Annotated in this window: 21 protein-coding genes; 11 read left to right on the forward strand and 10 right to left on the reverse strand. The window is 52.6% G+C overall.

Annotation, left to right across the window (positions count from 1 at the left end):
* Positions 1-90: 90 nt before the first annotated feature.
* Complete coding sequence (locus EPA93_RS07650; RefSeq protein WP_129886486.1) at positions 91-519, reverse strand: RrF2 family transcriptional regulator; 429 nt, start codon at positions 517-519, stop codon at positions 91-93.
* 450 nt (positions 520-969) lie between these two features.
* On the opposite strand from EPA93_RS07650, the gene EPA93_RS07655 reads away from it, so the two are divergent.
* Positions 970-1,800 (forward strand): AraC family transcriptional regulator, encoded by an 831-nt coding sequence (locus tag EPA93_RS07655; protein WP_207229476.1) that lies wholly within the window; start codon positions 970-972, stop codon positions 1,798-1,800.
* A 169-nt stretch (positions 1,801-1,969) separates the two neighbouring features.
* Complete coding sequence (locus EPA93_RS07660) at positions 1,970-2,365, forward strand: VOC family protein (protein ID WP_129886487.1); 396 nt, start codon at positions 1,970-1,972, stop codon at positions 2,363-2,365.
* 144 nt (positions 2,366-2,509) lie between these two features.
* Here EPA93_RS07660 and EPA93_RS07665 read toward each other — a convergent pair whose 3' ends face one another.
* Positions 2,510-4,309, reverse strand: a complete 1,800-nt coding sequence (locus tag EPA93_RS07665; RefSeq protein WP_129886488.1) for an alpha-amylase family glycosyl hydrolase — start codon at positions 4,307-4,309, stop codon at positions 2,510-2,512.
* A gap of 472 nt (positions 4,310-4,781) precedes the next feature.
* Between EPA93_RS07665 and EPA93_RS07670 the strand changes: the two genes are divergently transcribed.
* Genes EPA93_RS07670 through EPA93_RS07680 form a run of 3 tightly spaced genes read left to right on the forward strand, consistent with a single transcriptional unit; the run spans position 4,782 to position 7,175 of the window.
* Entirely contained in the window at positions 4,782-5,690 is a 909-nt protein-coding gene (locus EPA93_RS07670) for an ATP-binding cassette domain-containing protein (RefSeq protein ID WP_129886489.1), read from the forward strand.
* Entirely contained in the window at positions 5,690-6,439 is a 750-nt protein-coding gene (locus tag EPA93_RS07675) for a lantibiotic immunity ABC transporter MutE/EpiE family permease subunit (RefSeq protein WP_129886490.1), read from the forward strand. Before EPA93_RS07670 ends, EPA93_RS07675 begins: the two co-directional genes overlap by 1 nt.
* Before the next feature lies 1 nt (position 6,440).
* Positions 6,441-7,175, forward strand: coding sequence for an ABC transporter permease (locus EPA93_RS07680; protein ID WP_129886491.1), 735 nt, complete (start codon positions 6,441-6,443; stop codon positions 7,173-7,175).
* 298 nt (positions 7,176-7,473) lie between these two features.
* On the opposite strand, the gene EPA93_RS07685 is transcribed toward EPA93_RS07680, so the two are convergent.
* From EPA93_RS07685 to EPA93_RS07695, 3 genes are read right to left on the reverse strand one after another with little or no spacing between them, the layout of a single operon-like run.
* Complete coding sequence (locus EPA93_RS07685) at positions 7,474-9,033, reverse strand: DUF1349 domain-containing protein (protein ID WP_129886492.1); 1,560 nt, start codon at positions 9,031-9,033, stop codon at positions 7,474-7,476.
* An 11-nt stretch (positions 9,034-9,044) separates the two neighbouring features.
* On the reverse strand, positions 9,045-9,920 hold the full coding sequence (locus EPA93_RS07690) for an ABC transporter ATP-binding protein (protein ID WP_129886493.1): 876 nt from the start codon (positions 9,918-9,920) through the stop codon (positions 9,045-9,047).
* A gap of 57 nt (positions 9,921-9,977) precedes the next feature.
* Positions 9,978-10,922: an ABC transporter permease gene (locus tag EPA93_RS07695; RefSeq protein ID WP_129886494.1), complete on the reverse strand. Its 945-nt coding sequence runs from the start codon at positions 10,920-10,922 to the stop codon at positions 9,978-9,980.
* 171 nt (positions 10,923-11,093) lie between these two features.
* Between EPA93_RS07695 and rppA the strand changes: the two genes are divergently transcribed.
* Positions 11,094-11,774, forward strand: coding sequence for a two-component system response regulator RppA (rppA, locus tag EPA93_RS07700; RefSeq protein WP_129886495.1), 681 nt, complete (start codon positions 11,094-11,096; stop codon positions 11,772-11,774).
* Positions 11,775-11,782: 8 nt separating this feature from the next.
* Entirely contained in the window at positions 11,783-13,276 is a 1,494-nt protein-coding gene (locus EPA93_RS07705) for a sensor histidine kinase (RefSeq protein ID WP_129886496.1), read from the forward strand.
* 136 nt (positions 13,277-13,412) lie between these two features.
* Here the strand turns inward: EPA93_RS07705 and EPA93_RS07710 are convergent, their stop codons facing one another.
* Together EPA93_RS07710 and EPA93_RS07715 are read right to left on the reverse strand one after the other, a co-directional pair.
* Positions 13,413-14,102 (reverse strand): GNAT family N-acetyltransferase, encoded by a 690-nt coding sequence (locus tag EPA93_RS07710; protein WP_165422948.1) that lies wholly within the window; start codon positions 14,100-14,102, stop codon positions 13,413-13,415.
* A gap of 457 nt (positions 14,103-14,559) precedes the next feature.
* Positions 14,560-14,856, reverse strand: coding sequence for a hypothetical protein (locus tag EPA93_RS07715; protein WP_129886498.1), 297 nt, complete (start codon positions 14,854-14,856; stop codon positions 14,560-14,562).
* Between the two features lie 313 nt (positions 14,857-15,169).
* Here EPA93_RS07715 and EPA93_RS07720 point away from each other — a divergent pair, with 313 nt between their 5' ends.
* The 4 genes from EPA93_RS07720 to EPA93_RS07735 are packed head-to-tail and all read left to right on the forward strand — an operon-like array spanning position 15,170 to position 19,754.
* On the forward strand, positions 15,170-15,718 hold the full coding sequence (locus EPA93_RS07720) for a hypothetical protein (RefSeq protein ID WP_129886499.1): 549 nt from the start codon (positions 15,170-15,172) through the stop codon (positions 15,716-15,718).
* A gap of 17 nt (positions 15,719-15,735) precedes the next feature.
* Positions 15,736-17,460 (forward strand): peptidase domain-containing ABC transporter, encoded by a 1,725-nt coding sequence (locus tag EPA93_RS07725; protein WP_129886500.1) that lies wholly within the window; start codon positions 15,736-15,738, stop codon positions 17,458-17,460.
* A gap of 57 nt (positions 17,461-17,517) precedes the next feature.
* Positions 17,518-19,026 carry an IS66 family transposase gene (gene tnpC / locus EPA93_RS07730; protein WP_129886188.1) on the forward strand — a complete coding sequence of 503 codons (1,509 nt, stop codon included), beginning with the start codon at positions 17,518-17,520 and terminating at the stop codon, positions 19,024-19,026.
* Positions 19,027-19,052: 26 nt separating this feature from the next.
* The gene (locus EPA93_RS07735; protein ID WP_207229477.1) at positions 19,053-19,754 is read left to right on the forward strand and encodes an ATP-binding cassette domain-containing protein; all 702 of its coding nucleotides are present in this window, start codon (positions 19,053-19,055) and stop codon (positions 19,752-19,754) included.
* 18 nt (positions 19,755-19,772) lie between these two features.
* Here EPA93_RS07735 and EPA93_RS07740 read toward each other — a convergent pair whose 3' ends face one another.
* Genes EPA93_RS07740 through EPA93_RS07750 form a run of 3 tightly spaced genes read right to left on the reverse strand, consistent with a single transcriptional unit; the run spans position 19,773 to position 22,515 of the window.
* On the reverse strand, positions 19,773-21,293 hold the full coding sequence (locus tag EPA93_RS07740; protein WP_129886502.1) for an FAD-dependent oxidoreductase: 1,521 nt from the start codon (positions 21,291-21,293) through the stop codon (positions 19,773-19,775).
* Positions 21,277-22,032 (reverse strand): FAD:protein FMN transferase, encoded by a 756-nt coding sequence (locus EPA93_RS07745; RefSeq protein WP_129886503.1) that lies wholly within the window; start codon positions 22,030-22,032, stop codon positions 21,277-21,279. Before EPA93_RS07745 ends, EPA93_RS07740 begins: the two co-directional genes overlap by 17 nt.
* 3 nt (positions 22,033-22,035) lie before the next feature.
* Entirely contained in the window at positions 22,036-22,515 is a 480-nt protein-coding gene (locus EPA93_RS07750; protein ID WP_129886504.1) for an FMN-binding protein, read from the reverse strand.
* Positions 22,516-22,568 lie beyond the last annotated feature (53 nt).

Genomic DNA, 22,568 nt, shown 5'->3' on the forward strand with positions numbered 1-22,568 from the left:
TTAGATATTTCTGCCCATGCCGCTAGATGGATAGCGGAAAAAAGCGGCATATGCGGCTAATAGGGGTAGAGCTTTGGCTAGATAACGTCTTTATTGTAGGCTAGCAGACTTAGCTTGTTTGCTCATAGATGCAATGGTGTGACGGGCCAATACAGCCAGAAAGGTGTCCTCAATCTCGTTAGCAAGCGCATTGAACGCAAGCTGGAAATGGCTATGCTCAGCCTCCTGCTCGCTGATCTTCTCAGGTTGGCACACTCCTTTGAGCGCCTGATAAACTTCTGCCAATGTAATGCTTTCGGCTGGCCTGGCGAGTCGATATCCGCCATCGCGCCCCTCGCGTACTACCAGGATTTGTGCGTGAACAAGCGGTACCATCACCCGCCGCAAGAAGGTTGCGTGAGCCTTAAGTTCTTTGGCAACCGTCGCGCTAGTGCAGGCTCCATCGGTCTCGGCAAGTACTACCAGCGCATGTACCGCAATCCGCAACCAGCCTGGAGGAGTAAAAAGCTGTGTCTCCATGATACCTGTTCCCTTGAATGTATGCAGCCTATGGACGAGAAGTACTTTCCGTACAGGGCGCGGAAAGGGAGCTTTATTTGATCTTCTTGCGAAGACAAGAAACTCCAGCTAAATTGTAACTGAAGTAAGTGCAGTTTGCAAGGGCGATCAGCTTTTACCTCAGGGCTTTCCAGTTCTCAAGAAAAGGGATTGTTAAGGGGGCGTCGCGATCTAGCGAATGAGCCCTTAACCGAGGGCACGGGGCGCGAGCCCCGCTAGATGGCTGCGCTGCTTCAACGTTTTCCTTCCTGCCCGAGAGTAATGAGACGGGAAAAATGGGAATGGGAAAGCCCTGGCTTTTACCGGATTAGAAAGAGGTCGCGGGAATAGATAATAATACAACTCTGGCCATGGGTACCAAAATCTGCTATCCTCTTTATAGAGTTTTGAGTATGGTAAGAGAGGGTTTTATTGGCGATTCATCATCATTATATACCGCAAGGCCCATTAGCAAATTTTGTAAAAGTCTTCTGGTTGTTTGAAGAAGATGCGCTTCAAGCTGGCAAGGAACGCCGTTTGCCAAATGGCGCGATGGAACTGGTGATCTCTTTGCGCGACGAGAGTATGCGGGTGTATGATCGCCAACAGCCTGAACGCTTCAAGGTATTCCGGGAAGGCGTACTCAGTGGGGCCCATTCGGAGTTTACCATCCTCGATTCTATCAGCCGGGCTGAGATGATAGGAGTGGGGTTCAAAGTAGGTGGAGCTTATCCTTTTCTCCCTCTGCCTGCTACAGAGCTGCACAATGCGATTATCCCGCTGGAGGCTCTATGGGGCGCGGCCGCTCGCAATCTGCGCGAACAGCTGCTCGCCGCCGCTACGCCAGAAGACAAATTTCACATTCTCGAAAGCTTCCTCTTAGCGCGCCTGGCTCGATCCTTCGAGGCCCATCCCGCTGTTTCCCTGGCCCTCTCAGCGTTCCAGAACGAGTCAGGCGACAGCGCTATCGCCACTGTAACCGAGCGCATAGGGTATAGCCCGCGCCACTTCATTCAGCTCTTTAGCCATGAGGTTGGCCTGACGCCCAAACAATTTTGCCGTATTCAACGTTTTCAGAAAATTCTTCACCTCCTTGAAGGCAAACAACAAGTGCAGTGGAGCGATATAGCTTTGCAGTGCGGCTATTTTGACCAGGCCCACTTTATTCACGACTTCCGCGCTTTCTCCGGACTGACCCCGGGAGCTTATCTGGCCTTGCGTAGCCAGTACCGCAACCATGTGCCGCTCTCCACTACAAGGTAAATTTTTTACAATACGCCCGGCCATATTCCAGTTTAGAATGTACGCAGAAGCATTTCGTGGCGGGCTTGCTGTATACAGATGCGTGCCCACACATAACTGAGAAAAGCTGTCACTACTATCGTAGTTCCACTCGTAATATGGCGAAAAGGCTGTAAAGGAGAATTTCTAAATGAGCGCTAAGAACTCTTATATGCGGTATGGCTATTGCGCAGTTCGACCATATCTCTACGGTCGCCTGGATCTGCCCGACTTCTTGAAGCAGACATTCGGCGCCGAAGAAATCGAGCGCACGGCAACGGGCAAGCAGGGCTTTCACGTGGAGATGAAGCTTGAGGACTCAATTATGGAGCTAGAGATAGGTGATGAATGTGCCCATACCACGCAAGGCTCGACGTATGTCTATGTTGAAAGTGTTGATGCTACCTATCAACGAGCTTTGCAGGCGGGGGCAACTTCATTGGCGGAGCCGCAAGATAAGCCATATGGAGAACGGAATGCAGGTTTCAAAGATGCATCAGGAAATACCTGGTGGATAGGAACTTATATAGGCTCGCATAGCAATTAGAGACGCTCTACGCTCTTAGTCGCGTACACAGCTCCGCGACTAGCTGCACAGAGCCAGAGAAGCAGGTGAGCCGTTGAATGCTAACCGTAATCACGTTATGCAACGGCTCGCTTGTATTCTCCTCTTGCCAATATCTCTCGTTGCTTAGCTTTTACTCCCAATTTGCACTTCCATCGGCTGCAGTTGCACGGGCAGAACGCAAATCGGCCCGTCCGTAATGGTCTGACCATCGGCTTCCTGAATCGTTACGCTGCCCTTAGCGTGCAGATTGACATTTTTTGGTGCTGTGGGACCGCCAACATTGCTGTAGAGAAGTGTATAGCTATCCCCTGGCTGATTCAACGAACCATCGATGATCACTTCTCCCACCCAAAATTGCTCGGGCTGCGTATTAGCTATTACCAGCACTTCCTGGTCATCAAGGATGCGTGAGTAGGCCAGCACGCCCGGTGCATAGGACGAAATACTAAAATGGGTGCCGTCTCCGGAGAGAGGACGAAAATAGTAACGGCCGTAACAGAGCGCCGGGTGCGCTTTTCTTACCTGCGCAAGCTGCTGAAGGGCCAGATAGAAAGGGTGTTGTTTATCAAAGGCATCGGCTTGTTCTGCCGCATGAGGCTTTCCCCAAAGCGCCTCTCGCACAGCTTCAAAGGCGTCTCCATGACCGGATAGTCCCTGCTCTGTACCATAATAGACGCAGGGAATGCCTGGTAAAGTAAAGAGGCAGCCAAGCGCGAGCGTCACCTGACAATCGTAGCGGTGAGGCTGTGTGGGATCTTGATAATAAAAACGTTCGCGCTGATCGTGGTTATCCAGAAACGTCACGAAAAAACCGCTGGCATCGCCGTGTGTGCTGAGAATGCTCTCTTCAGCTTCTTTGCGCTTTTGATAGACCCTGACAAGCTCGCTGGGAGCAAGGGAGCCTTTACACACCCCTGGCAAAATGAAGAAAAGAGGAAAATCGAGGGCTGCGTCAACCCCAATGGGGGTATCAGCATTGGTGAACCTTGTGTCGCGTCCCACAAACTGCGCGATTTCGTCTTCGTTGTCCCAGACTTCACCAAAGATGAAGAAGTTTTCTTTGTTAATTGTGCGGGCAAATTCGCGTATCGCATTGGCGAAGATGCGTGCAGCCTGGGGGCTAATGTACTTTAGCGTATCGATACGCAAGCCGTCCACATCAAATCTGGCAATGATATCTTTGTAGGCTCGAATTAGCAATTGTAAGGCTGGCAAATCGCCGTTATTCTGCGCAAATGAGCGCAGCGTCTCGAAGTCGCCAGCCAGTGGACCAGCCTTGCCTTGCTCTTCAAATAAAGTATTGAACTGCAATTCCTGCGGCCAGACAAGTGCGTCGCGCGGGTTGGGATCATTGGATACTTGAGGATTGGGCCAGAGAGGCACGCCAGCGCTATTTTTCCAGCGCACCACGTATTTCTGTGAGCTCCAGGGAGCAAGATCGCCTAACCCGGCATAAGTAAAGACGTCGCCTGTATGATGAAGAACAATATCAAAAATAATATAGATCCCGCGTTCGTGCGCGTCGTGAACAAGCGCTTTGAGCTCATCTTCAACTTGCGCAGGATGATTGCCAAAACGAGGCTCAGGGGCCAGAAAATCTTGAATACCATAGCCATGATAGGTGGTGTGATCGTACTGGCAATTTTTCAAAGCTGGCGTGAGCCAGAGCGCGCCAACGCCAAGATCATGCAGATAATCTAACTTCTGGCGTATCCCCTCGAAAACTCCACCCTGAAAACCCATACGTGTGGCATCATTCCACTGGAAATTCGGACCATGGTCAGGGTTATTGAAACGATCAATCATAATAAAATAGATCCAGTATTTGCGCCAATCGGTTGGCGAGGGAAACTTGCCTTGCTTGCGCGCCCGGGCAATCTCTTGCAATATCAGAGGATCGTTAAGTGAGGTAGGAGTAACCATACTCTTCTGCTACCTTTCTCATACTCAAACGTGTGCAAGACACGCATGAGCGGTCAGTTGTTCCTGGTACGATAGTGAGCTATCTACCAGCCTCAAGTTGTCTCAGTTATAGAGATAATCCCCGACGCATGCTAAAGCTCATAGCGATTTTACCATGCGTAAATGTGATCCTAGCTTCTAGTACCATTCTAACTCTGGAATGAGACTTCAGGAATACTAAAAATGGGGAAGTTTGGAGAATTTTTCGGCTACTGTTGCCCGCCTGCGAACTCTGCTTTTGTGGAAGCAGCTTATTAGGAAGTGCCAGCTTCCCAGCTTTTGTTTAAAAATTATTTAAATCTTTGCTCTATACTACCTGCGTGCGAGCGGAAGAGCAGGCTGGAAATGGAGAGCCATCGACACTGTTGGGAGTTGATGCGGTTTGTTGGTCGAGCCTACTCAGAAAGCCAAGAATAAGCTCTATAGAGGTAAAATGATGAATGTTATTGTGCAAACTGTAAATCTGACTAAAAGGTATAAAAAGCAAAACGCCATAGAAAATGTCAATCTGGCTATTGAAGATGGGGCAATTTATGGGCTGTTGGGACCTAATGGCGCTGGCAAATCGACGCTTCTCAAGCATCTAGCTGGACTGTTACGACCGACACAGGGGCAAGTTTTTCTCTTTGGCGAGCCCTGGCAGCGCAAACATCTATGGCAGCTTGGTACCCTGATCGAGATGCCGTCTCTCTATGGGCATCTGACTGCCTATGAAAACCTTGCGGTGCATGCCCATCTCTTGGGCCTTAAGAAGAGTAGGATCAGTGAGGTGCTGGAGCAGGTGGAGTTGCGCGATGTGGAAAAAAAGCGGGTCTCGGCCTTCTCTCTGGGCATGAAACAGCGGCTGGGTATTGCCTCAGCTCTCTTAAGCCATCCGCGCCTGTTGATCCTCGATGAGCCAACCAACGGGCTCGATCCTGCGGGCATTCGTGAGATGCGCGAGATGATTCAGCAGTTTAGCCGCCAGGGCATAACCGTGGTTGTATCCAGCCATATTCTAGCCGAAGTGGCCCAGATCGTCACCCATCTTGGCATCATCAGTAAGGGTCATCTGCGTTATCAAGGGACGCTGAAGGAATTTATTGCTCATGGCAGGCAGCGTATAGAGCTTGAGACGCCGCAGATGCGCCAGGCTGAGCTGTTATTGCGGCCCCATTTCCCACAACTCGTTGTGCAGGACAATAAACTGTTGATCCCGGCTCCCAGCGAGGCGGCGGCAAGCATCGTGACAGCTTTGACTCAACATAACATTACGCTTACACATATCGATTCGGTTCAAGATGATCTGGAAACACTCTTCTTGCGTCTTGTGGAAAGCGACAAGGAAAGGGTGGTGGCATAATGCTTGGGGTTGTGCTCTCCGAATGGCTGCGCCTGAAACGCACGTCGGCTTTCTGGTTAGTAGGCATCTTGCCGCTAAGCCTTGTGCTGCTCTCTTTTGTTTTGCGCTTTCTCTCATCAAATGTTGATACCTGGAATATCTATATCTGGACAACCTTTAACTGGTGGTCGCTGTTCTGGCTGCCGCTTGGTATTGCGCTCCTGGCTGCCCAGACAACGGTCCTGGAAGCCAGGGCGGGAAGCTGGAAGGCGCTGCGGGCGCGAGCGATCAAGCCTGCCTGGTTATATGCGGGCAAGCTATGCGTTCTTGTCGTCCATACATTTATTAGTGCGCTGCTACTGCTCTTGTTGTGCCTGCTCGTAGGTGCGCCTACTCTGCATAGTGCAATTCCCTGGCAGGCATTGCTTGGTGGCTCGCTCTTAACCTGGATAGCTGCGTTGCCTCTGGTGGCCCTGATGCTCTTGTGTGGAACTCTGGGCGGCTATGCTATGACTGCCCTGATAACGCTGATCTTTTCGATGATTGGGGCGATGGCTGCTGAGCAAAGCTACTGGTTTCTGGTTCCCTGGGCGTGGCCGTTGCGCGTGGCTATTCCCTTAGTAGGAGTCCATCCAAACGGTATTCCGCTTGAAAAAACTGATCCTCTCTGGCACCTGCCTATCTTGCCAATTATTGCGCTAGCTTTGCTCTGCTTTGTGCTTTTCGCTGCGCTAGGTATGCTCTGGTTCGAGCGGCGGGAGGTGCGTTAGGATGTTTCTGCATGCTATTCGTTCCGAGCTAACGAAGCTGCACAATACTGTAGCGGCCTGGCTCACCTTGCTCTTCCCGCTAAGCTGTGCCGTCCTGATCTTTTGCTACCTCTATATCTCGCATCGCCTTGACTGGAATAATATTGCGTCCTTTCTCTTCGGTTTCTGGCTAACTTTATGGCCTGCGGTCGGAGTTGCTGCTCAGGTAGGCCTGGCTGCCGAGTATGAGTTGCGTAGCGGTGATTGGCGTGGTTTGCTTGTGCGTCCTGTGAAGCCTGCCTACCTGTATGGGGCGAAGCTAGTAGTGCTGGCTGGCTATCTACTCGTTCATAGCGCCTTGCTAAGTGGCCTGGCGCTCTTAGGCGGTCTGGAGCTGCACGCCTCGGGCGTGATTCCCTGGCAAACGCTCATAGTTGTTCCCCTGACGACAACTATCTTCAGTCTGCCGGGCCTGGCGCTCTCGCTCTGGTTGGCTTGTGCTAATGGGGTAGGGCCAGCTCTAGGTGTAGGTGGTATCGGCCTGCTCATTGGCGCCCTCCTGGGAGGCACTTCGTGGGGAGACGGCATCTGGCCCTGGATTCCCTGGGCCTGGCCACTACGCATGCTAAATCAGAGCGCTCATCTGATGAGCGTGGCCACTGTGCAGCTCGTGGTGGGATTGCTTCTGGTTTCAGTGCTCTTATTCGGGCTGCTGACGGCGGCTGGTGTGAACTGGTTTTGTCAACGCGAACACTAAGATCTTCTATCCTGCTCTGTGTGGACCCTGGCTGAAGAGGTGAAAGGCTGAGATTGCCCGGGGTTCAGATGGGACCCAGAGCCAGGGCAATCTCCTATAAACGCCGCAAAAACTATGTTATGCGCGTAACAACAGATCGAGAGATCCGGCGCATACGCGCGTCCAGGTCCATGTGAAAATGGAGGGAAAGGCGCAGATGCGCCGGCCACGGTTCGTATTGCTTACGCAGCACCATCTGAAAGGCGATGAGCCGGACGTCTCTCATGGCGCTCTGTTCAGAAGCGCGCCGCCAGCTTGCTCATTGCCTCCTGGGGCGCGTCAGAAAGAGGGCCAGGCCAAGAGCGAGTAGAGTGTAGCCGCAGAGCACAGCAAAGCCAGCCCAAGGAGCCAGAGGATAGTATCCGCCCTGGAGTGTGTAGGAGGCATCCACCTGTGGATACGCCGGGAAGCTCTGCTGGATCGCAAACCCGGCGGCTGGTGTAAGCAATAGCAACCATCGAGATACCGCATCGGGCACAAGATTAACAAATGCGAGGATGAAAGGGACGACTGTGAGCGCAAGAGCAGCAATTATAGCCACGAAGCGATGCCTGAACACGGCTTCGAGAGCGAGAGCAAAGACCGCCGCAAGTGCAACCACTGCAGCTGTTCCGAGCATGAGGCGCAATTCAATCAGAAGGGGAACCTCATGGAAAAAACCATGGGCTTCCATGATGCGCTTACCAAGCTGGACCGCGACGACGATAACGACAAGTTGGGTAGAGAACGTCACCAGACCAAGTACCAGCGCCTTCGCGACCAGCACTCGCCGTTCAGAGCTTACGCGCTTTGCAAAGCTGATACGACCGGTCAGGTCCTCTGCGCTCATAAAAAGTACAGCCATTATGCACATTACGAGCAGTCCGACCACTACGCCGATCAGGATACTCTCGATAGTCTGGTTATTCTGATCTCCCAACGGTGCGATGTCGCCGTTGCCGATCACGGTAAACGTGCCTCCGGCTTCGATTAGCGAGCCCGGATGATAGGGCTTCCCATTATACATGGCAACGCCAAAATCGTCGCGGCTCCATACGCTGCGGGATGCTTCGTCCTGCAGCAGGCTCACATGATCGAAGACGGCAGTGGCCGGGGAATAGCTGTCGCTGCCCCCGCTTTCCGCCATTGCCTGGTGGAATGGGGAGGTAACGAAGAGCCCGATCTGCACTGTAGCCGGCAGCCCGGCCAGGTCAGCCGTGCCAACTGTAGTCCATTGCGTCCCGTTGGTCGATGCGTAGCCGGTGAGCATGTCACCAGAGCGTGCCAGCCGCAGCCAGCGAGGAGACGTTGCGGAGACACTCCCTGGAAGGCTAGCGATGTCGTGGGTGAAATTGTACTGCATCCGCACCCCGTGGCTGCCAGTGATCATCATCGCCGCGTAGGGTGATCCCTGTTTAAGGTTCTCCTTTATAATGATTCCGGCCTTCGCCCATGGCTGGACACCAGAAACAATGACGACACCCCTGGCGTTTGGGGGGTGAGTAACGAATTCGCCAGAAAGTTTGGTCAGGCGAACCGTGATGCTGCCGTTGCCAACCAGCGGCTGGTACACGAAGTAGAACTTGTCGTCTACAACTTCGCCATCCGGTCCCACCAGTTCCACAGGAGTAGGAGCAGCGAGGCAGATAGGATCACCATTGCATCTTCCCGGATCTGTGCCCCCGTAACTGTTGCTGACGGCGCGCAGTCCAATGAGCAGAGTCAGCAGCGCAGCAATCGCTGTGCCAAGCAAAAGGACGCGACTTTTCCGAAAGATGGTCCACTCCACGCGCAGCGCGCGTGCAAAGCTCTTGCCTTCGATTTTCTCTGGCCCTATCATTATCCCTCTCCTCATACCCGAACAGCCTGCCTGCCTGTCACAAGCAAGTATGCCTCTTCCAGGGTAGGATCAACGGCGACAGCAGCCTCGTGCGGGCGAACAGCGCTGACGATGCGCAAGGCAACGCCATTCATCTGATTGACCATGCCGCTGACCTGGTAGGTTGTCTGCAAGTGCAAAGCAGTTCTCTGATCGGCAGTTATACTCCAGACCGACCCGGCAGCCCGGGCCATAAGTCCTTCCGACGTCGTATCAGCCAGCATACGCCCCTCCTGCATAATCAGAAAACGATTTGCTACAGCTTCCACATCGCTGATGATATGTGTACTGAGCAGAACGATCCGGCTGCTGGTAAGTCCAGCGAGCAGGGTACGAAAGCGCACGCGCTCGGCTGGATCAAGTCCAGCGGTTGGCTCATCGACGAGCAGAAGTTCTGGATCGTTAAGCAAGGCCTGGGCGATGCCGATGCGCTGCTTCATGCCTCCTGAATAGGTGGGCAGCTTGCGGTCAGCCTCGCGCTCAAGATTCACCATCTCCAGCATCTCATCGACGCGCCGCTTGATTAGTACATTGGGCAGCCCTTTCATCGCGGCCAGGTAGCGCAGGAACTGGCGGCCGGTGAACTCGGGATAGACTCCGAAGTCCTGGGGCAGATAACCCAGCACTCGCCGCAACTTCTGGCCATGGGTACGAGTGTCTTGCCCGTTCCAGAGAATACTTCCCTCCGTGGGCTCCAGCAAGGTCGCGATTATTCTCATCAAGCTGGTCTTGCCCGCGCCGTTGGGACCTACCAGCCCCAGCATGCCTGGCACACAGCGCAACGATAGCTCGCGCAACGCCCAATGCTGCCCATAGCGCTTGCTCAGGCGGTCAATAGTTAAATCCATTTGTGTTCTCTCTCTTTTCTGAGTAAGCTCCCTCGCTGAAAGGAAGCTGCAGATATCCTAGTTGAGCACCTCGCGGGATCGCTTGAACGCAAGCGCCGCGACCAGCACTAATACCAGGCTGAGCCCAGCGAGCAGCAGATGCGGCACAAACCAGCCAGCAAGATCAGGCATCCTGTTCTCAACGGTGAGGAGGACCTGCTGAAGCTGCGCCTCGCTCGTGAGCGAAACGCTGGGAACGATAGTATATGAAGAAAGGAGGCCGATCGAGGTCACCGCGCTGGTCGGGTCCCAATTAACGTACAGAGCCGGGGGAGTGGTGCCATGCAGCCCGATGGGAAGGATCACCGCTCCTATGATCCATCCCAGCAGCAGCACGACCTTGACCAGCATAGAGAATCGCGGGAGCAGGGTGCCAAAGGCGAAGCCCAGGCTGCTGAGCAGGATCGTCGCAGGCACAACCATAGCAACCCAGAGAAGCAGTACGGCACCGATCTCTGGGGCTGGATAGTCGGCGACGGTCTGATGCAGTAGCCAGCCCATTCCCAGGAACGCAACAAGGGTAAGCACCGCCAGCCCCAGACTCAGCAGCAGGCTGGTGAGATAGCGTCCCCAGACATAGGCCCGGGTTGGTAGCGCGGTCGCCATGAGCAATTCATGGGTACGCCGAGAGAGATCCCGCGTCACGCCATCGGTTGTGATAAAAGGCAGGAGCAGTCCTAGCAACACCAGCGCGAGAGGGATGTTAGTTAGCAGTCCCCACGGGCTGGTTCCAGCCACAAAGCCGTTGATCAATCCGTGCACATCAAAAGAAAAGCTGCTGGGCGCACGTGAGGCCCACGCCAGGAAGAGCAAAAGACAGAAGAGGCCAAGAGTCTGAAACCAGAGGAGGGGGCTGGCGCTAAAGCGGCGCAACTCCCAGACGATGACGCGTAGCAACAGGCGGGGAGCGTTATCGATAGGCCGGGCTTGTTGGCCGGAACCAGCCAGCACAGTGGTCGTCATAAAAAATTACTCCTTAGTATCGAGAGGACAATCTTCCTCGAAAATTCGGCGTCCCTTTTCCGGGACAGTGGAAACGATAGCCTAAAAAAGTAACACTGAGGTAAAATGTTGTTTCACCTCAGTGTTACTTTTTTGGGACATAATGGAAGGATCAGAAAGGAAACAATCAGCATGCGTATACTGATTATCGAAGATGACTACCGCCTGAACCAGGCGCTGAAAAAAAGCTTGATTGAAGAGGGCTACGCGATAGATTCAGTCTATGATGGCATAGAGGGAGAGGAATACGCCGAGAACGCCCCCTACGATGCAATTATCCTAGACATTCTGCTGCCACGCAAAGATGGAGTCGCGGTTTGCCGGACGCTACGGCAGAAGCATATTACGACTCCTATTTTGATGCTCACCGCCCGCGATGCCATTGAAGATCGTGTCCAGGGGCTTGACAGCGGGGCCGATGATTACCTGGTGAAACCTTTTGCCTTACATGAATTGCTGGCACGCCTGCGCGCACTGTTCCGGCGGGTCTCCGAGCAGAAAAGTGGAACGCTGGTCGTCGGTGATCTGACCTTGGACCCTACCACACATGAGGTCACGCGGGCTGGAAAGTCCATCACATTGAATGCCAAAGAATTCGCGCTCCTTGAGTATTTCATGCGGCATCCTCACCAGGTCCTCACGCGAGATATGATCGAGAATCATATCTGGAGTTATGACTTCGTTAGCATCTCCAATGTGGTCAAAGTCTATGTGAGGCGTCTACGGAGCAAACTCGACGACCCCTTCGAGAGCAAGCTACTGGAGACCATCTATGGAACAGGATATCGGTTGCGCAATCCGGAAAGACGCTGAGGAAAGAAATGATGACCGAAACAAGCAAGCTATCTGGCAGGTCCTCGCGTCTCAATCGCTTCTTTTCCAGTCTGCGCTTCCGTCTGATGCTCTGGTATCTCCTGATCCTGGGGATTGTGCTCTGCACTTTTAGTGCGGCTATTTATGTGCTCGAAGAACATACGCTCTATCAGAGCCTGGACTCTCTGCTCCTGACAACCATCGTGCAATTGGCTCCCTCCTACGATACCAGGACGGACCAGGTAGTAGAAACTAATCCCAGCGTCATGGTCATCCTGCAAAATCCGGAGGGACACCTGACCCTGCTTCATCCCGATGTGTCTCCCTCTGCCATTCCAGCGCTACGCTCCACCCTCTCTCAAGTCAAAAGCTGGGGAAGCGGTCAGCTCTGGGGCAGCAGCGGATATTCCTTTTTCTCCACCTCTTCAGACGGCCAGGGGCTCCATTTTACGATCGAGGGATCTCCAGTCTTCCCGGATCTGGGAACTGGTTGGAATTCCTACGCCATGCAACGAGTTACCATCACCACCGAGCATAATCAACTGCAATCTGTTATGTACGCCGGCATTCCCAGTAGCAATATTCCGCAGCAATTGCAACAACTTCTGACTATTCTTGTCGTAACCACGCCACTGGTCCTGCTCTTCTCCAGCGCGGGCGGGTACTGGCTGGCGTCCAGAGCCACACGCCCGGTTCAGACCATTACGTGCACCGCGCAAGAAATCAGCGCGACCGATCTGCATCGTCGGCTCAATCTGAGCCAGCATGACGAAATCGGAGAACTGGCGACGACGTTTGATGGCATGTTGGACCGCCTGGAGGGCGCCTTTGCGCGCCAGCGGCAGTTTACCGCCGACGCCAGTCACCAGTTGCGAACTCCGCTGAGCATTGTCAAAACTGAGACAGAACGGATTTTGCAACGACCCCATACCTTCCAGGAATGTATTCAGGCGCTTGCGATAGTTCACCAGGAGAACCAGCGGATGACCAGATTGGTTGGTGACCTGCTGATCCTGGCCCGTGCTGACCAGGGGAAAACCGTGCTCAACTGCGCATGGGTCGATCTCTGTGAAATCGTGGTCAATGCGGCGGAGGACCTTTCTCCGTTGGCAGAGCAAAACGGCATCGAGATCCGCCTGTCGGGCCTTGACGAACTCGTGGTCTGGGGAGACCGATTGTATCTGAAGCAACTTTGCATCAATCTGCTGGAAAACGCTTTCAAATATAGCGTCGGCGTTGGCAAACATATCGAGGTGAATTTTGACCGAGATCCGAGTCACGCCCTTTTTCAGGTCCTCGATGAGGGGCCTGGCATCGAGGCAGAGCATCTGCCTCACCTTTTCGAGCGCTTCTATCGCGTCAATCAGTCCCAGGCCCACCCCTCCGGGAGCGGCCTGGGTCTCTCCATTGCTCACTGGATCGTTGAAGAGCATGGTGGCTCCATCCAGATTCGCTCCACGCCAGGCAAAGGCTCAGTCTTTGAGGTGCGCTTCCCTCTCTAATGGAGATGAGCCCGCTCTGCATGCGTTTTTGATGGTCTGAAGGAGACTTCTCTTTTTTACGAATGAACCTTAGCCCGGCAGGGCAGGAGGTCACCGATTCCTCAGCTTGCGCAACCGGACCTTTGTAGTTGCTCTGTCAGCCGTCGATAGTTACACCCTGAGCAAAGGCTCGGTAGCCGGCGGCCGCCGCCAGGCGTAGGGATGCAGTATTCGTGGCTGAGGCGCTGTAGAAAGATATAAGTCCTTCCCGGGCTACGGCATCTGCCCAAAGCAAGGTAGCCGCGAGCGCGTAGCCCCGGCGGCGTGCCTCGGGCAAGGTTTCAATGCCCAGCTCGCAGGCTTGAGCTGTACGGCGGGAACTATGGGCAATGCAGAGCAAGCGTCCTTCTACGATAACCCCAACGAGTGGACGGCGCTCGGAGTGGAAGTAGTACTCAACCTCACCGGGCTCAAAGCGATCCACCGCCTCCTGATCGGTCAAGGTAAGCAGACGGGCCATGCGCTGAGCCGTGGCCATACTTATGCTCGGTTTGGCTACCTGCTCAAGCGCAACCTCTCGACTGATATGTTGCGGATCAGCATACGCGGTAGGTGGACAGGCTAATGCTTGCCTGGCGCGCGCAAACAAGGCTTCTCGCTCAGAGAGGGCGATGTCGGGACGGTAGATGGCTAGCTGGGTGTTTGCTATTTCTGCGGCATAGAGCTTCCAGGAAGGCTGTTTCCCTTCTGCTAAAAGCTCAACAGTATGATGGGTAAGGGGAGGCAGTTGTATGCCCCAGACGGCCTCGATATGTAAACGAAGCAAGGTTAGTGCTCGTGCTGTCATGACAGTCCTTTCTAAAATGTGAAGGGGAGGAAAAAAAGCCATAAGCTCCTAAGGTGTAGGTGTTTTCCATCAAGAGCCCCCTTTCTTTGCGTAGAACAGTCATGCAGACACTGGCTAGTGCCTGTAGAGATTCTATATTATTGCCGACAGCTTTGCAAGCGACCTGCTATTGCCGTCAGAGCTTTCCACTTCTCCAAAATGGGATAGTGAAGGGTAAGACGTCGCGATCGCGCGAATTGCCCTTAATCTGCAGAATAGAGCTCTGTCCCATCATGTCTTCTCTGCTGCGCCACCACCGGAAAGCGGAACAATCAGGGCTGGAAAGACCTACTAATGGAGCATCGAATATTTTAGGCGCTTAAGACAAATTTATAATTTTAGATATACAGATGTATCAAATTAGAGAAGTTGGATTATGTACTATGAGATAATTCACAATGAAAATGTGAGTAAAATGCTACATAACTTTATTGGAAGCAAGTACACTAGAGGCATGAACGCGGGAGAAATCCCGCGGACTGAAAAATCTATAAGAGTCCACAAAAAACGTAGGGGAAAGTAAGAAAGGACAGGAACAATGAAACTTTTCGCCAAAGCTAATGAGCAGGTTGATGAGCAGAAGCAGCCCGAACTCGATAACGCTGTAGAGCTGGATCGGCAAGAGTTGGGAGATATAAATGGTGCCTGGCGTGAGCATCACCATCACCATTGTGGCTGCCATCACCACCATCATCATTGCTCTTGCGATTGGCATTGCTCTTGCTACTGCAGTTGGTAGGGTATTCTCTTGTAATAGCTAAAGCATGGCACCGTAGTTGACATACCAGGGTCTTACTTCTGTCTTATAGTTGTCTTAGCACTTTCTCGGAACTTTTCCGGGAAGTGCTCCTTTTCGTCGCTCTGGCAAGGATGCCTATTTATCCATCTGCTCTATATCTAGACCTGTTATGCAATATCAGACTGAGAAGCATATTCTAAGGAAAAAAGAAATTTTCACCTATTTTTCTTCTATTGTGACGATTTAATCGGTAGAGCTCATTATAGCTTATTTAAAAAGGTGATTATCTATGCTTAATCCGCGTCGCCGCCAAATTTTTCGCGAAAATGCCTTGCGCTACTATGCTCAAAGACGTGAACAGGATGTTCTTCCACAGCTAGTTTCTCCATTCATCTTTGCCTTTTTTTGGAGCCTGGGTATATTTGTATTACTTATTGGCCTGCTCCTCTGGACCCTGGATATTCCTGCTTACGCGAGTGCGCAAGGAGTTGTGCTACAGCCAGCAAAGATTGCTACGAATAGCGAAGCAGAAGCCGTTATATTTTTTCCTGCGTCCACTGCACACTTGCATCCAGGCATGCGAGTTCAGATCCAGCTTGGCGCCAGCGGACCTCGTGTGACAAGTAAAATCGAGACAGTCACACCAGGCGCCATAAGCCCACAAGACGCTCAGCAGCGCTTTGCCCTGGGGAGTAGCGCGGCCCAGGTCATTACGCAACCAGCGATAGCGGTAACGACAAGGCTGGGGCCAGCGGTTTCTGTGCGTACTTATGCTGGCAGTATTGTCAAGGCCCAGGTGCAGGTTGGTACACAGCAGGTGCTTTCATTTTTGCAATAATTGGAGGGTTACCGTACATGAAGCAATCTCAAGCGCAGAATGGGTCACCTCAGCCGGAAGGTAGCCGCTTACGCATGGCTGCCCTGTCAGGATTGGGGCCGATAGCGCACGATTCCTCTCCTGTAGTTGCTGACGTGATTGAGCATCGTGAGCAGGCTGTGCGCCGCCATACAACCGGTCTGGAACCACTGGCCGAGCCGTCGCCAGCGAAGAAGAAGCCGAAAGGAGCAGCCAGCCCGGCACCAAAACGTGGCACCAATGCTGGCTGCCTGCGTAGTCAGTTCCGGAGGCGTGTGCCGGCCATGTTACAAATGAGCGAGGTCGAATGCGGGGCCGCCTGCCTGGCGATGATTCTGCGCTACTATGGCCGTAAAACCAGCATCTCAGAGATAAGCGAGCGTTATGGGGTTGGCAGAGATGGACTTTCGGCTCTGAACATTGTGGACGCTGCACGCGATTATGGCTTACGGGTACGTGCGGTCTCGCTTAAAGATAACAATTTTCGTTTTGTAAGCCTACCCGCTATCATTCACTGGCAGTTCAATCATTTTATCATTGTTGAGCGCTGGACACCTAATAATGTTGATGTTGTCGATCCCGCTATGGGGCATAGGCGCTTAAGCGGAGAGGAATTTGACCAGGGCTTTACCGGCGTAGTGATTATGCTGGAGCCAGGTACACAGTTTGTGCGCCATACAGGAGCTCCACAAGTAAGCTTATATACCTATGTGCTGCAATACATCAAACGTGCTCCCATAATACTTGCCCAGATCGTTCTTGCCTCCCTGCTACTGCAGCTTTTTGGCCTGGCCGTGCCTCTGTTAACAAAGGTTGTGGTGGATAAAATTATCCCGTTTCGCGCACTAGATATTTTGCCGCTACTTGGCTCGGGACTCCTGCTTGTGTTGCTGGCCCAACTTATCATTATGCTCCTGCGAGCTTCGTTGCTGGTTTATCTTCAGGCTCGCATCGATAGCCATATCATGCCAGCTTTCCTTGAACATATGCTGACCCTCCCTCCTCACTTCTTTCAAAAACGCTCAAGCGGCGATATCCTTTCGCGTCTCAACAGCAATACAATTGTACGGGATATGATCAGCAACCAGCTTGTCTCAGCTTTTCTGGATGGCAGCCTTGTCATCGTCTATCTTATCATTCTACTCTCGCAATCCATGATCTTTGGAGGCTTCGTTTTTGCCATCGGGCTAGTTCAGGTCGTGCTATTATTGGCAACCAATGGACTCATGCGCACATTGACACGTCGCGAATTAGAGGCAACTGGCAAGACACAGGGGTATGTGAATGAATTGCTGACTGGCATGACGACGCTCAAGGCCATGGGCGCGGAGCAGCGAGCCTATGGTCACTGGTCAAACCTGTTCTTCAATCAGCTCAACTCATCTATTCGCCGAGGCTACTTCTCCTCAGTCGTCAACACCTTTATGCTGACCCTGCAAACGCTCTCCCCGCTCGTCCTGCTCTGGGTAGGAGCCATCCAGGTAGTGCAGGGCAAGATGGACGAAGGAACTATGCTAGCGCTCAATGCTCTGGCGGCCTCGTTTCTGGCTCCTCTGGCCTCGCTGGTCAGCAGTGGCCAGCAATTGCAGATTGTCAGCTCGCACCTTGAGCGGATCGCCGATATTCTTGATGCACAGCCGGAGCAGGATGTGCAGCGCGTCCAGAAGCCTCCTCGGCTCTCCGGGCGTATTCGTCTGGAGCATGTAGGCTTTCAATACGAGTAACTATTCAGATGGGCTAGGTAGTTGCGGAGAGAGCTGTCAATCTGCTAGAGTAGGCTTATGAACAAGGATGACGAGTTGGAGCAGCTGCGACAAGAGAATGACGCGCTACGACATACCAATCGCACCTTACATGAGTGTGTGCGGGAGTCCATCCAGGCCATTGGTTCGCTGCACAAGCAGATCAAGGAACTGGAAGGAGTGATTGCCTCCCAGCAAGAGCACATCAAAGCCTTGGAAGGGCAGGTGGCCAAAGATAGTCATAACAGCAGCCTCCCACCTTCTTCAGATCGCTTTGTTCGTGTTCCTAAGAGCTTGCGGCAGCCGAGTGGCAAGAAACCTGGAGGACAAAAAGGCCATCGAGGACATCATCTGCGCCAGGTCCAGACGCCTGATGAGATCCTCGTGCATCCAGTTCTTGCCTGTTCCCACTGTCACCGTGATCTCAGTGGCCTTCCAGCAGCTCTACCAGAACGACGCCAGGTGATTGACTTGCCCAGCCAACGGCTCTGGATCAAGGAGCATCGCGTGGAAGAAAAGCAATGCCCCGTATGTTATCACCTGACACGAGCGTCTTTTCCAGCGAGCGTGAAGGCTCCAACACAGTATGGAAGAGGCATCCAAACGCTCGCCACCTATTTGGTGCAAGGTCAGGCTCTGCCTTATGCTCGCGCTAGTCAACTCTTGCAGGAATTGCTGGGAGTCCAACTCTCGGCGGGCAGCATCGCTAGCTTTGTCAAAACCTGTTACCATCAGTTGGAGGAGGTCGAAACTCGTCTGAGAGCGGCTGTGGTCAAGGCCAAGGTACTCAATCAGGATGAAACCGGGATGCGGGTCGGCACAGAGGGCTGGTGGGTGCATGTCTGCTCGACGGCTCGGCTGACCTATTATGCGGCTCATCCGAGTCGGGGACGGGTGGCCCTTGATGCCATTGGCATCGCTCCACAGTTTCGTGGCACCAGTGTTCATGATGGGTTGCAGAGCTATCAGAGCTACTGCTTTACCCAAGCCTTATGCAATGTCCATCATCTGCGAGAGCTGACCTTTATCGAGGAAGAACTAGGACAAGTCTGGGCGAGAGCGATGAAAGAGCTGTTGCTCGACATGAAGGCTGAGGTGGAGCGAGCGAAAACACATGGTCAGCCACAATTGGATTTGCTCGTGCTCGCACGCTTGCTTTGTCGCTATGATGAGATCCTGGCAGAAGGCTATCTCGCTCATCCACCGCCGGGTCCACCCAAGAAGTCAGCACAGGGAAAACGACTCCCAGGACGAGCCAAACAAAGCCCGGCCCGTAACCTGCTGGATCGTTTCTCTCAGAGAAAGTGGGAGGTGCTTCGGTTCCTCCATGATTTTGCTGTGCCGTTTGACAACAACCAGGCCGAGCGCGACCTGCGCATGATCAAGGTGCAGCAAAAAGTCTCTGGCTGCTTCCGCACCGAGCTGGGAATTGCTATGTTCTGTCGCATTCGCAGTTACCTCTCCACGTTGCGAAAGCAAGGCATTGCACTGTTCTCTGCCTTCGATCACCTATTTTCAGGGACCCCTGTTCTTCCTGCTTTCTCCTGACCCACCTGAATAGTTACCAATACGATGTGAATTCGTCTAAAGTTCTCAAAGATATCTCGCTTGAAATTGAGCCAGGCAAGAAAATCGCTATTGTGGGGCGCAGCGGCTCGGGAAAAAGTACGCTTGGCCGCTTGCTGCTGGGCTTGAGCCTGCCTGGTGAGGGCGAGATTTTCTATGATGGCATACCGCTGCGCTTTCTCAATTACCAGGCCGTGCGTTCCCAATTTGGCGTTGTGATGCAGGATGCCAATGTTTTTAGCGGCTCGATCCGGCAAAATATTGCTTTCAATGCCCCCGATATTAGCCTTGAACGTATCATTAAGGTGGCCCAGCTGGCTGATCTGCACGAAGATATCATGAAGATGCCCATGGGCTACGAGACCTACGTCTCGGAGGGTGGAAGTGCGCTCTCTGGTGGTCAGCGGCAGCGCCTGGCCCTGGCACGTGCGCTGGCCGGTGCGCCTTCGATACTGCTGCTCGATGAAGCTACTAGCGCCCTGGATGTGGTGACCGAGCACAAGGTTGAGCAGAATCTTAGCGTACTGCCCTGCACCCAGATTATCATTGCTCATCGCCTTAGCACGATTCGCAATGCTGATTGTATCCTGGTGCTGGAAGACGGCATGCTGATCGAGCGCGGAACCCATGAACAGCTCTTGCGACAGAATCGCTATTATGCACGCCTGATCAAGAGCCAGCTGGCCAGCGGCGAAGTCAAAGCTGATTAGGGCAAGTAAAAAGTTACTCTAAACCAGCCCGGGGAAAAAGTCTTTCTTTATCTGTTTGGGATGAACTTGCATATTTTTAAGCACCTGCTCGGTTGCCCTTACCATGTCTGGAGGACCAGAGAGATAAAAGCTGCGCTCTTGATAGTCGGGAACCAGTTTACGAAGTATGTCAACATTGATGCGGCCTGTGAGGCCATGCCAGTTGCCAGGAATAGCTTCGGTATCGGTAAGCGTGTAAAAGACCCGGATGCCGAGCTGCGTTTGCGCTTGCGCCAAAACATCAGTATAGGCGATTTCATCCACTGTTTTATTTGCGTAGAAAAGAACAATATCGCGCGGCTCCTGCATGTCGATAAGGTATTTCAACATGCTTCTGAACGGGGTAATACCGATTCCGCCTGCGATGAAAACCAGCTTTTGCTCAGGAGTTTGGGGTAGCGTAAAGTCGCCCGCGAGCTGGCCTGCGAGTAATGTAGTCCGGTTATTCAGTCTTGATAAAGCGCTCTTGAAGCTGCTGCCTCCAGGGTAAAAGCGAACTCCCAGGTGGAGATTTTCCTCGGTTGGCGATGAAGCTAGCGTAAAATAGCGGCGATTGCCTCTACTGTCTGGCTTTACGTGCGCAAGGGTAAACTCCATATACTGCCCTGGTTTAAATGACAGGCGGTGAGATGGTTTAAAAACGAAGTCTATAATGTTGGAGGCAACAGCCTTTTTCCTACTCAGTTTGAGCATGACTTTGTGCTTGGGACTGACGAGATAGGCGTAGAGGTTGCCAATAACCAGCGCTATCTCGGGAGTGGAGTAGATTGGGCCAAGATGTATTTGAGGAATCATGAGTACGCCAACAATAATGGCATAGATTTCCCTCAGCTTTTGCGTGGCTGGCATGGTTAGCGGTTCTGTAAACATAATTGCGGCGAAGAAAAAGAGCGGCGACTCCACAAGCAATTGTTGTAGTTCTTTGAGGAGAGGTAGACCTTGTGCAATGCTGACGAGACAGATGGTTACAAGCGCGGTTAGAATGAAGATACCAACAATCCTTTCCTCGCGCAGTTTACGCACGATGAGAAAGCCGCCAATCAGCACAGCTGGCAGCATACTTGCTGTTCCCACCCACCAGCTTGCCGAATATCGAAGCGTAAAGGCAGTAATGACGACGGCAATAGCAGCGGGGTTGAAGAGATGCTTTTTGTAAAGTGAGAGCACATATTTGGATGACATGGCTAGAATCGCGGCCCAGCCCAGAAGTGGGAAATCAGTTGACGATTTGACAGGATCGATGATCAGGGCAAGGATGAGTGCGGTGATATAGACCGATTCCACATTGGTCGGAACTGCGAAGATAGCGGCGAGCAGCGCATTGGCTGCCCAGCACATTACGATGAGAAACGCGCTTGAGAGCAGCAGCGCCAGGGGCGAGAAAGAGAACTGGTGAAAGTACGCAAGGATTGCTGCTATACCGATCAGCCCTATCAGGACATATAACACAAGGCGATACATGGTAATTCGATCCAGAACGTAATCAAGAAAATTTGTCATCGTTCAATACAAACCTTTCAAAGCCGCTGGTATACGTTGCCCGTGCCGAAGAGTCGATCATATACCCCTCAAACCCCGCTAACCGTTCTATAAAGTAGATGCCTCTTTTCCCCATGGCGAAAGCCGCTGTGGCGAAGCGATCAGCCTCATACACATTGGGGCCAATTACTGTCAGGCTTAAAACATCCTGAAGTGGCTTCTGGGGCTGATGGGGATTATAGATGTGCTGCCCGCGGATAGCGGTACCAGAAGTGGCTACTCCCTTGTCTGTGATTGCCAGCACTTTTACGATCTCATCCCGCTTGAATGGGTTACGGATACCGATGCGCCAGGGATTGCCATTTTTTGTACCCGCTACCTGAATATCGCCACCAGCATCAATGTAATAATTGACATACCCCGCCTCTTTGAGCATTTGTGCCGCCTGTAAAATGGCCCAACCCTTGACGATACCAGAAGGGTCGATAAGGCCATCATGCTCGATGTTGAAGTAGCCCTGAGTTTCTTGCCTGGTTTGCTCGCTCAACGCCAGAATCGTTTTTACGATACCGCTATATGCCTCTTCAGCCAGCTCGCCCCGATTGAGCTTTGAGATCTCACTCTCTTCTTTGTAAGTGCTAAAGATCGCATCGATGGAGCGAAAGAAGGCGAAGATTCTTTCTATATCAGTTTCTGTGGCTCTGGCGTCAAGTATCTCTATGCTAATGGGCATGCCCATTAGCAGTTGAAGTTGTTTCATATGTTATACCTGCGCCTGTGAAAGTGCATTCGAAAGCGATTGTATGAAGGCCTCGCTCGTATCGGTGGCCCCGCTCACAATATCGACTTTGGTACTTTGTGCCTGAATCGCCTCACTTACGAGTTGTGGATCTGCGTATCTATTGATCTCGATTGAGCGGTTGCGCTCATTGGGGTACTGCAAAAACTGCACATTGGTTATTTTTCCGTTCTGAATGACTGCCTGGATCTGTACCGTGCCCCATTGTGCATCGGCCAGGCTTCCCGTATATGTACCATCCTTATAGGGTGAACCCGATGTGCTGGTTGCTCCTGGTGTTGTGTCTGGCGCTGGAGTTGAAGTAGAGGTTGGTGCGGATGACAACGAGGAGCGCGTGGCAGGTGTGGCTGCCGGTACAATAGCAACAGGGTTGGCCTGGGTGTGAAGAAAGCAGTAAAGAACAAAAATTCCTATAATTATTGCTGAAACAATCGTTTTTTTCATTGTATACTTTGTCCTCGTCCAAAGGATAAGACGAAACCTATATACTGTATTTT

This window comes from Ktedonosporobacter rubrisoli (assembly GCF_004208415.1).
GTDB classification, from domain to species: Bacteria; Chloroflexota; Ktedonobacteria; order Ktedonobacterales; family Ktedonobacteraceae; genus Ktedonosporobacter; species Ktedonosporobacter rubrisoli.

Coding starts and splice junctions, on each gene's coding strand:
- EPA93_RS07660 (WP_129886487.1), top strand. CDS start 1,970: ATGAGCGCTAAGAACTCTTATATGCGGTATGGCTATTGCGCAGTTCGA.
- EPA93_RS07690 (WP_129886493.1), bottom strand. CDS start 9,920: ATGGATTTAACTATTGACCGCCTGAGCAAGCGCTATGGGCAGCATTGG.
- EPA93_RS07725 (WP_129886500.1), top strand. CDS start 15,736: ATGAAGCAATCTCAAGCGCAGAATGGGTCACCTCAGCCGGAAGGTAGC.
- EPA93_RS07740 (WP_129886502.1), bottom strand. CDS start 21,293: ATGACAAATTTTCTTGATTACGTTCTGGATCGAATTACCATGTATCGC.
- EPA93_RS07750 (WP_129886504.1), bottom strand. CDS start 22,515: ATGAAAAAAACGATTGTTTCAGCAATAATTATAGGAATTTTTGTTCTT.
- EPA93_RS07745 (WP_129886503.1), bottom strand. CDS start 22,032: ATGAAACAACTTCAACTGCTAATGGGCATGCCCATTAGCATAGAGATA.
- EPA93_RS07675 (WP_129886490.1), top strand. CDS start 5,690: ATGCTTGGGGTTGTGCTCTCCGAATGGCTGCGCCTGAAACGCACGTCG.
- tnpC (WP_129886188.1), top strand. CDS start 17,518: ATGAACAAGGATGACGAGTTGGAGCAGCTGCGACAAGAGAATGACGCG.
- EPA93_RS07720 (WP_129886499.1), top strand. CDS start 15,170: ATGCTTAATCCGCGTCGCCGCCAAATTTTTCGCGAAAATGCCTTGCGC.
- EPA93_RS07665 (WP_129886488.1), bottom strand. CDS start 4,309: ATGGTTACTCCTACCTCACTTAACGATCCTCTGATATTGCAAGAGATT.
- EPA93_RS07680 (WP_129886491.1), top strand. CDS start 6,441: ATGTTTCTGCATGCTATTCGTTCCGAGCTAACGAAGCTGCACAATACT.
- EPA93_RS07705 (WP_129886496.1), top strand. CDS start 11,783: ATGATGACCGAAACAAGCAAGCTATCTGGCAGGTCCTCGCGTCTCAAT.
- EPA93_RS07715 (WP_129886498.1), bottom strand. CDS start 14,856: ATGCCAATCGCAAGAGCAATGATGATGGTGGTGATGGCAGCCACAATG.
- EPA93_RS07650 (WP_129886486.1), bottom strand. CDS start 519: ATGGAGACACAGCTTTTTACTCCTCCAGGCTGGTTGCGGATTGCGGTA.
- rppA (WP_129886495.1), top strand. CDS start 11,094: ATGCGTATACTGATTATCGAAGATGACTACCGCCTGAACCAGGCGCTG.
- EPA93_RS07710 (WP_165422948.1), bottom strand. CDS start 14,102: ATGACAGCACGAGCACTAACCTTGCTTCGTTTACATATCGAGGCCGTC.
- EPA93_RS07670 (WP_129886489.1), top strand. CDS start 4,782: ATGATGAATGTTATTGTGCAAACTGTAAATCTGACTAAAAGGTATAAA.
- EPA93_RS07685 (WP_129886492.1), bottom strand. CDS start 9,033: ATGATAGGGCCAGAGAAAATCGAAGGCAAGAGCTTTGCACGCGCGCTG.
- EPA93_RS07695 (WP_129886494.1), bottom strand. CDS start 10,922: ATGACGACCACTGTGCTGGCTGGTTCCGGCCAACAAGCCCGGCCTATC.